Source organism: Streptomyces sp. NTH33 (assembly GCF_003236365.1).
Taxonomy (GTDB): domain Bacteria; phylum Actinomycetota; class Actinomycetes; order Streptomycetales; family Streptomycetaceae; genus Streptomyces.
In genome coordinates this window covers 1-7,347 of sequence record NZ_POTZ01000353.1, presented here as the reverse complement: position 1 = coordinate 7,347, position 7,347 = coordinate 1, and the positions used below count along the sequence as shown (strand labels likewise).

Below are 7,347 nucleotides of genomic sequence, written 5' to 3'. Positions count from 1 at the left end.
GGGCTACGAGCGCACCCACGCCAACCGGCCGGGAGTCCTGGACGCCATCGAGCAGCTGCGCGGCAGCGAACCCTGGCCCGGCTACGACACCATGAGCCCGGACGAGATCACCGCCCGGCTGCAGAACGTCCCCGCCGGCGTCGCCCGCCAGGTCCTGGAGTACGAACGGCGCCACCGCCAGCGCGACACCGTCATCTCCGCCACCGAAGCACCCACCGCCCCGTGAGCCAAACAGGCGAGCGCGCCGCCGCGGTGATGCCGACTGCGAACACCTCCCCGACCAGCTACGCCGCGCCCTGAGCACCGGCCTCGAAGACCGGCGCCGCCCACACCGTGCCAGGCTGCCCCGGCCCCTCATCGTGTCCGCAACTTCCCGAGAAGGCGCCGAGGGCTTCGTGGCACCTGCCCTCAGGCCAGTTCGGAGCGGCCGAACAGCAGCGCGTAGCCGGGTGGGAGCTGGGTGAGGATGCGGTGCAGGAGGTCCTTGCCCGCGATGTCGGCGAGGGTGCTCAGGACGGCGCCGGTGTCCCAGCGGGCGGTCTCGGGGGTTGCGCCGTCGAGGAGCAGGGCGACGGCTTCGACGAACTCGTGCGGGGTGAGCGGTTTGGTGGCCGGCAGCGGTTCGAGGAGCAGGGGTTGACACTGAGCCGGAAGCTGGTCGGCGAGTTCACTGCGTTCGGAGCCCAGCAGATGGGCGCCCAGGGCGGCCAGCACCGCCCGGGTGACCCGCTCGGCCTCCCGCGTGGTGGTGTACTCACCGCGTTCTTTGACCTGGGCCAGGAACGGTTCCCATGCGATGGCCACGGTGGCCTCCCTCATCGACGTGCGGCAGTGCGCATTCTCAGGGCCAGCCTGCCTGCGGCCGGCCGCCCCGTTCCCGGCGCCGGGCGCAGCAATCACCGGGGGCCGGGGGCGCGGACATGACCCGCCTGGCGGGGGCTCCGGCGGTCAGCTGCTGATCTGCTGGCGGCCCTCACCGGCGCTGACGGCGTTCCTGCGGGGCTTGGCCTGCTCGGCGACCGGGATCGTCAGGCGCAGCATGCCGGCGTCGTGGAGGTTGCTCGTTCCCCGGCAGCCGCTTCGCGTCGAGTTGAGATGGTGATCACCTGGTACGTGTCCCAGCGGGGGCCTGCCGTCCGGCCCTGCGGGGCGCTGTGGTCACGCCGGTCGGATGTTCTCCGCCTGCGGTCCCTTCTGGCCCTGCGTGACGTCGAACTCGACTTTCTGCCCCTCCTGCAGCTCGCGGAAGCCCTGAGCGGCAATGTTGGAGTAGTGGGCGAAGACGTCAGGTCCGCCGCCCTCCTGCTCAATGAAGCCGAATCCCTTTTCGCTGTTGAACCACTTCACGGTGCCCTTGGCCATGGCCTGCTCCTTCGAGGAAGACCGGGCTCGCACCCTGCGGGCCCGGGAGGTGATCGTCCTGGTCCGGAGAGGTGCTGAACAGCAAAAACGCCCATGATCGTGATCACGGGCGAACGGGACTTCGGAACCACGACTGCTGGATAACGACGCTACACCGCGCGGTCGGCAGCCGCCGACAACGCGGCCGTGGATCGTGCCTCTTGCCCCGGCTATCGCGTGGGAAGAGGTGTCCGCGCGGCGATCCGGCTTGCCCACCGGGGTGAGCTGCCAAAACGAGCGGTCCCTGATTTAGGAGGTCCACACCTGCGGCAGTGGTCCCGGTCCCCGCTGAAACCAACCGTGCAGCCCCCTGTGCAGCCCACCCTTGGGTGCGGCCCCCGCCAGGCCGTACAGCGTCCCCTGCGGGCCAGACAAGCCCGCCTCGCAGGGTGGCTTGCCCGGCCGTCGCGCAGAGGTTCAGCAGCTGCGCGGCTCCGCCTAGCGCTCGCGCGCCGACGGTCCGGGTCGTCGACGCCAGCTCGCCGTGCTGGAGGCGGGGCAGTGTGGTGGCGAGGCGGGTCCGCGAGCGCGGTGAGTACGTCGGCCGGCAGAAGCGGCCCAGGTCACCACGACCGTCCTACAGGTCCTCGCCCAGCGCATCACCCCAGAGGAGGCCAAAGACCTGGCAGCCCAGGAGCCCTTGGGATCGAGGAGTTCTACCAGCGCGTCGCCGAGCGCACCGGAGTGCTGCCCCGCACCCGACCTGCGGCGACGGCGACGCCACCGGCTTCCGCGAAGGGCTGACCGCGCGGGGCATCGGTGTTCTTACGGTGCTCCCGTCTCGCATCGGGCAAGGGCGGGCAAGGGAACGGCCGGGACCGGGCGGCGTGGCGTTTACGGATGGTGAAGAGCAGGTAACCCTACTTGTCGGCGCTCTACGGTTACGTAAGCGTAGGTACGTCGGAAAGGACGAGGAGGGGAGGGCCGGAATGGCAGGTGCGCTCCGGCACCTGGCGCGGCCGATGTGGCAGGCCGCCGGCCGGCTGAGCACGCCGCTGCTGCCGGACGACTTCCTTGCGGTGGTGGATCCGCTGTGGTCGGCCCGGTGGCCGGCGGGCCGGGTGGAGGCGGTTCGCGCGGAGACGGCGGACGCGACGACGCTGATGGTGCGGGCGGGGCGTGGCTGGTCGGGGTATCGGGCCGCCGGGCAGTACGTGCCACTCGGGCTGGGTATTGACGGAGTGCTGCACTGGCGGACGTACTCGATCACGACCCCACCGGACGGCTCCGGGCGCTTCGCGATCACCGTACGGGCGGTTCCGGGCGGTCGGGTGTCGTCGTACCTGGCGCATCGGGTCAGGCCCGGGAAGATCCTGCGTCTTGGCCCCGGCCAGGGGGAGTTCATCCTCCCGGACCCGCCGCCCGCGCGCCTGCTGTTCCTGACCGGCGGCATCGGCATCACTCCCGTGGCGGCCATGCTGCGCGCGCTCACACGGCGCTCGGGCCGCCGCCCGGACACCGTATTGGTGCACAGCGCGCCGGACGCCGACCGGGTGGTCTTCGGCGGCGAGCTGCGTGACATGGCCGCCCGGAAGGGCTGGCTCAGGCTGTACGAACACCACACCCGCGGGGAGGGACGGCTGGACCTTGCCCGTCTGGACGCGCTGTGCCCCGACTGGCGGGTGCGCGAGAGCTGGGCCTGCGGGCCCGAAGGGCTGCTGGCGTTCGCCGAGCGGGCCTGGAGTGACGCGGATGTCCGGGACCAGCTGCACCTGGAGCGGTTCCGGCCGCCGCCGGTGGCCGCGTCCGGCGGCGAATCCGGCGGGCGGGTGTGCTTCACCCGTAGCGGTGTCGAGGCCGAGGCCCGCCCGGCCACGTCTTTGCTGGACATCGGCGAGGCGGCAGGCGTGGTCATGCCCAGCGGCTGTCGTATGGGCATCTGCCACAGCTGCCTCAGCACGCTGTCCGCCGGCCGGGTCCGCGACCTGCGGACCGGCGAGGTGCACGGCGAGCCGGGCGATCTGATCCAGACCTGCGTGTCGGCCGCCTGCGGCCCCGTTCACATCGATCTGTAGAGACGATCTGTCACGCTTTTGGGAAGGGGAACACCTGTGGCCGCTGCGCTTGGTCTCGCGCCGTCCGAAGCCGACGCCTTCGGGCGAGAACTGGACCGTATCCGAGCCGAGGTGCTGGAAGACCTCGGCGCGGAGGACGCCCGGTACATCCGCACGCTCGTCACCGTGCACCGCACCCTGGAGGCCGGCGGCCGGGCCGCGCTGGCAGTGTCCCTGCTGCCGCCCGCCTGGCTGGCCGGGACGGCGATGCTCACCACCGCGAAGATCCTGGAAAATATGGAGCTGGGCCACAACATCCTGCACGGGCAGTGGGACTGGATGCGTGACCCGGCCATCCACTCCACCACCTGGGAGTGGGACTTCCCCACCCCGGCCGCCGCCTGGAAACACACCCACAACGACCTCCACCACACCTGGACCAACGTCGCGGGCCGCGACCGGGACCTCGGGTACGTGATCATGCGGATGAGCGAGGACCAGCCCTGGCACCCCGCGCATCTCCTCCAGCCCCTGTACGGCGGGCCGCTTCTGGCGCCGGTCTTCGAGTGGGGCATCGCGCTGTACGACCTGGAGCACGAGGCGGTCCTGCAGGGCCGCAAGTCCGTGGGTGCGTTCCTGAGCGACCTCGCCGGGGTGGCCCGCAAGGCGGCACGGCAGTTCACCAAGGACTATGTCCTCTTCCCGCTGCTGGCCGGCCCGTCGGCCGTTCCCTGCCTGCTCGGCAACCTCACCGCCAACGTGACCCGCAACATCTGGGCGCACACCGTCATCTTCTGCGGCCACTTCCCCGCCGGCGCGGAATCCTTCACCAAGGACGAGATCGAGGGCGAGTCGCGCGGCGAGTGGTACGTACGGCAGGCATACGGTTCGGCGAACATCGACGGCGGCCCTCTCCTGCACATCCTCACCGGCAATCTCAGCCACCAGATCGAGCACCATCTCTTTCCCGACCTGCCCAGCAACCGCTACGCCGAGATCGCTCCCCGAGTGCGCAAGCTGTGCGAGAAGTACGGCATCCCGTACACCACCGGCCCACTTCTGAGGCAGTACGCCTCCACCTGGGCGCGTATCTGGCGCATGGCGATCCCGTAACACCACCGCACCAGCCGGTTCGCTGACGCATAAGGATGTCCGCGTCGCCCGTAGGGTCTGTGTAGCGAACGGTGGAACTCGGTCGGTTTTCTTCAGCGTCGTCCGGTGGTGAGCCGGCCGTCGAAGGTGATGTCGAATGCCTGGAGCGCGGCCTTCCAGCGCATGGTCCAGCGCTTGCGTCCGGTGCCGGTCGGGTCCAGGCTCATGACGGCCAGGTAGACGCACTTGAGGGCGGCCTGGTCGGTGGGGAAGTGCCCCCGGGCCCGGACGGCCTTGCGGATCCGCGCGTTGATGCTCTCGATCGCGTTGGTGGTGCAGACGATCTTGCGGATCTCCACGTCGAACCGGAGGAAGGGCACGAACTCCGCCCAGGCCGCCTCCCAGAGCCGGACGATCGCCGGATACTTCCCGCCCCAGGCGTCGGTGAACTCCACGAACCGCTCCAGGGCGGCCTCCTCGGTCGGCGCGGTGTAGACGGGCCTGAGCGCCTTCGCGATCTTCTCCCAGTCCTGCCTGGCCGCGTAACGGAAGCTGTTCCTCAGCAGGTGAACGACGCAGGTCTGGACGATCGTCGCAGGCCAGACGGAGTTCACGGCGTCCGGGAGGCCGGTCAGGCCGATGCCCCTATGGATGTCAAGCCGCGAGGTTGCGGGGAACGGGCAGTGGAGCAGAGGCGATAGCGCGGTGGATCTCACGGGCGACGTACCTCTTCAGACACCGGATGACCTCCCGCTTCGTCTTGCCTTCTGCCGTGCGTCGCAGGAGGTAGGCGCGGGAGCGTTCCTCCCAGCGCAGCCGGGAGAGCACGATGCGGTAGAGGGCGGCGTTGGCCTGCCGGTTCCCGCCGCGGTTGAGTCGGCGGCGTTGGCTCTTGCCGGAGGAGCGTTCGACCGGGCTGACACCGCACAGGGCGGCGAAGGATGCCTCGTCGCGGAGACGGTCATGGTTGTCACCAACGGCTATGAGCAGGATGGCGGCGCTGTCCGGGCCGACGCCGGTGAGCTCGAGCAGCTGCGGGTTGTGCGCCCGGATGATGGCAGCGATCTTCCTGGTGAGCGTGGTGGTCTCGGCGGAGAGCTGCTTGATGCGGTGGGCCAGCAGGTGCAGGGCCTGGTGCACCGCGCTCGCCTGCGGATCCAGGGCGGCACACGCCTTGAACAGCGCCGGGTTCGAGAGGCCGGCGAGAGACTCGCGCAGCAGCGCCGGTGCACTGACCAGGAGGGCCTTGAGCTGGTTGATGGCCTGGGTGCGGTTGCGGACCGCCGAGTCCTTGACGACCTTCAGGACGCGCAGTGCCTCCACCGGTCCGTCCTTGCTCTTCGGGCTCCCGGTGGCCCGTTTGCCCAGTACGGCCCGGGCGGCGGCCTCGGCATCGACCGCGTCGGTCTTGCCCGAGCGGCGCCGGGCCGCCCGGTCGGGCCGGTTGACCTCGATGACCTCAACGCCCTCGGCGGCCAGGTGCCGGGCCAGCCCGGCGCCGTAGGAGCCGGTGCCTTCCACACCGGCCTGGCGGACGCCACCCAACGAGCCAGCCCAGCAGAGGAGTTGGTGGTATCCGGCTGCCGTGGCGGGGAACGCCTGAGTGTCCAGCAGGGCGCCGAGAACGCTGACGACAGCAGCGACGTGCACGTCCTTGTGGGTGTCCACGCCGAGTACGACCTCGGCGGGGAGGGTGGGCGGCTGTGTGGTGCCGTCGTTGTTGTGAGGCATGCTGAGGGTGGTCATGTGCCTGTCTCGATCGGTTCGCGGGCGGATGGCCGCCGCCGGACCGGTCGGGCGGTCAGGACTGTGAGGGTGCCTGTCGCGAAGGCCCCTATCGGGACACGCCCGCCGGGCCGGCGGCAGCGAGCCCCGCACGAAACCGTGACCGACAGATCGGCGCTCAGGACACCTTGGTCAGTCGCAGACCGGGTCAGGCCACGGCCCCGCGCGGAACACGATCATCCTCACAGTCACAGACCAGCATCAGGACATCGGCCGCGCCGCGATTCTTGATCTCGGTCAGGACCTGAAGCCAGTACTTTGCGCCTTCACCGCCGTCGCCGATCCACAGGCCCAGGATGTCCCGGTGCCCCTCGGCGGTGACCGCCACTGCCATGTAGACAGGCCGGTTGGCGACGTGCCCGTCCCTGACCTTCACGTTTACGCAGTCGATGAAGACGACGGGGTGTTCGCAACCATCAATAGAACTCAAGCGCTGTCCAGCGGACGGTTCTGCCATTCCGTCATGCCGGCCATCACGCTGTCGGTGATCGTGGAGATCGTGGACTTGGAGATCTCCGCGCCGTACACCTCGGCGAGATGTGCGGAGATCTCCCCATGTGTCAGCCCTTTCGCCGACAGCGACAGGACCATCTCGTCCACCCCGCCCAGACGCCGCTGACGCTTCCTGACCAGCTGCGGCTCGAACGACCCGGCCCGGTCCCGCGGCACCGCGATCTCGACCGGCCCCGACTCGGTGATCACCGTCTTGGACCGGTGCCCGTTGCGGTAGTTCTCCCGACCGCCCTCGGCCCGCTCGCCGGGCTCGTGCCCCAGATGATCAGTGAGCTCGCCCTCCAGGGCGGACTCCAGCACCCGCTTGGTCAGCTGCTGCAGCAGGCCGCCCTCCCCGGTGAGTTTCACCCCACCGGCCTGGGCCCGGGCCACCAGCTCGGCGACGAGCCCGTCATCCACGGTGCCCGTCGCACCCACAGCGGCCTCCCCGGCCTCGATGTCACTCGTCACGTCAGTCATCAACTGTCGCTTCCAGCTCGGGAGTTAGAGGGCTTCTCGAAACCGAGTGTGGGGGCTGGGTTCGTGCTGGTCAGGCATGGTGCCGGGGTGGGTGAGGTAGGTC

Annotated in this window: 6 protein-coding genes and 3 pseudogenes; 4 read left to right on the top strand and 5 right to left on the bottom strand. The window is 69.9% G+C overall.

The window, feature by feature from the left end:
- Positions 1 to 226, top strand: a pseudogene (locus tag C1I97_RS40160) (hypothetical protein); the annotation flags it as partial.
- Positions 227 to 408: 182 nt separating this feature from the next.
- Here the strand turns inward: C1I97_RS40160 and C1I97_RS26985 are convergent.
- Together C1I97_RS26985 and C1I97_RS26980 are read right to left on the bottom strand one after the other, a co-directional pair.
- Positions 409 to 804, bottom strand: coding sequence for a DUF2267 domain-containing protein (locus C1I97_RS26985; RefSeq protein ID WP_181446934.1), 396 nt, complete (start codon positions 802 to 804; stop codon positions 409 to 411).
- A 354-nt stretch (positions 805 to 1,158) separates the two neighbouring features.
- A complete protein-coding gene (locus C1I97_RS26980) occupies positions 1,159 to 1,362 on the bottom strand; it encodes a cold-shock protein (protein WP_007379522.1) in 204 nt (67 codons plus the stop codon).
- 637 nt (positions 1,363 to 1,999) lie between these two features.
- On the opposite strand from C1I97_RS26980, the gene C1I97_RS42765 reads away from it, so the two are divergent.
- The 3 genes from C1I97_RS42765 to C1I97_RS26965 all read left to right on the top strand — a co-directional run bounded on the left by C1I97_RS42765 (position 2,000) and on the right by C1I97_RS26965 (position 4,508).
- Positions 2,000 to 2,248 (top strand): hypothetical protein, encoded by a 249-nt coding sequence (locus C1I97_RS42765; RefSeq protein WP_369008368.1) that lies wholly within the window; start codon positions 2,000 to 2,002, stop codon positions 2,246 to 2,248.
- Between the two features lie 82 nt (positions 2,249 to 2,330).
- Entirely contained in the window at positions 2,331 to 3,416 is a 1,086-nt protein-coding gene (locus C1I97_RS26970; protein ID WP_181446933.1) for a ferredoxin reductase, read from the top strand.
- A 36-nt stretch (positions 3,417 to 3,452) separates the two neighbouring features.
- Positions 3,453 to 4,508, top strand: a complete 1,056-nt coding sequence (locus C1I97_RS26965; protein ID WP_111005751.1) for a fatty acid desaturase family protein — start codon at positions 3,453 to 3,455, stop codon at positions 4,506 to 4,508.
- Between the two features lie 92 nt (positions 4,509 to 4,600).
- Here C1I97_RS26965 and C1I97_RS26960 read toward each other — a convergent pair.
- The 3 genes and pseudogenes from C1I97_RS26960 to C1I97_RS26950 all read right to left on the bottom strand — a co-directional run.
- Positions 4,601 to 5,125, bottom strand: a pseudogene (locus C1I97_RS26960) (IS256 family transposase); the annotation flags it as partial.
- A 16-nt stretch (positions 5,126 to 5,141) separates the two neighbouring features.
- Complete coding sequence (locus tag C1I97_RS26955; RefSeq protein ID WP_441349155.1) at positions 5,142 to 6,233, bottom strand: IS110 family transposase; 1,092 nt, start codon at positions 6,231 to 6,233, stop codon at positions 5,142 to 5,144.
- Positions 6,234 to 6,459: 226 nt separating this feature from the next.
- Positions 6,460 to 7,223 (bottom strand): annotated as a pseudogene (locus C1I97_RS26950) (IS256 family transposase); the annotation flags it as partial.
- Positions 7,224 to 7,347: the final 124 nt, after the last annotated feature.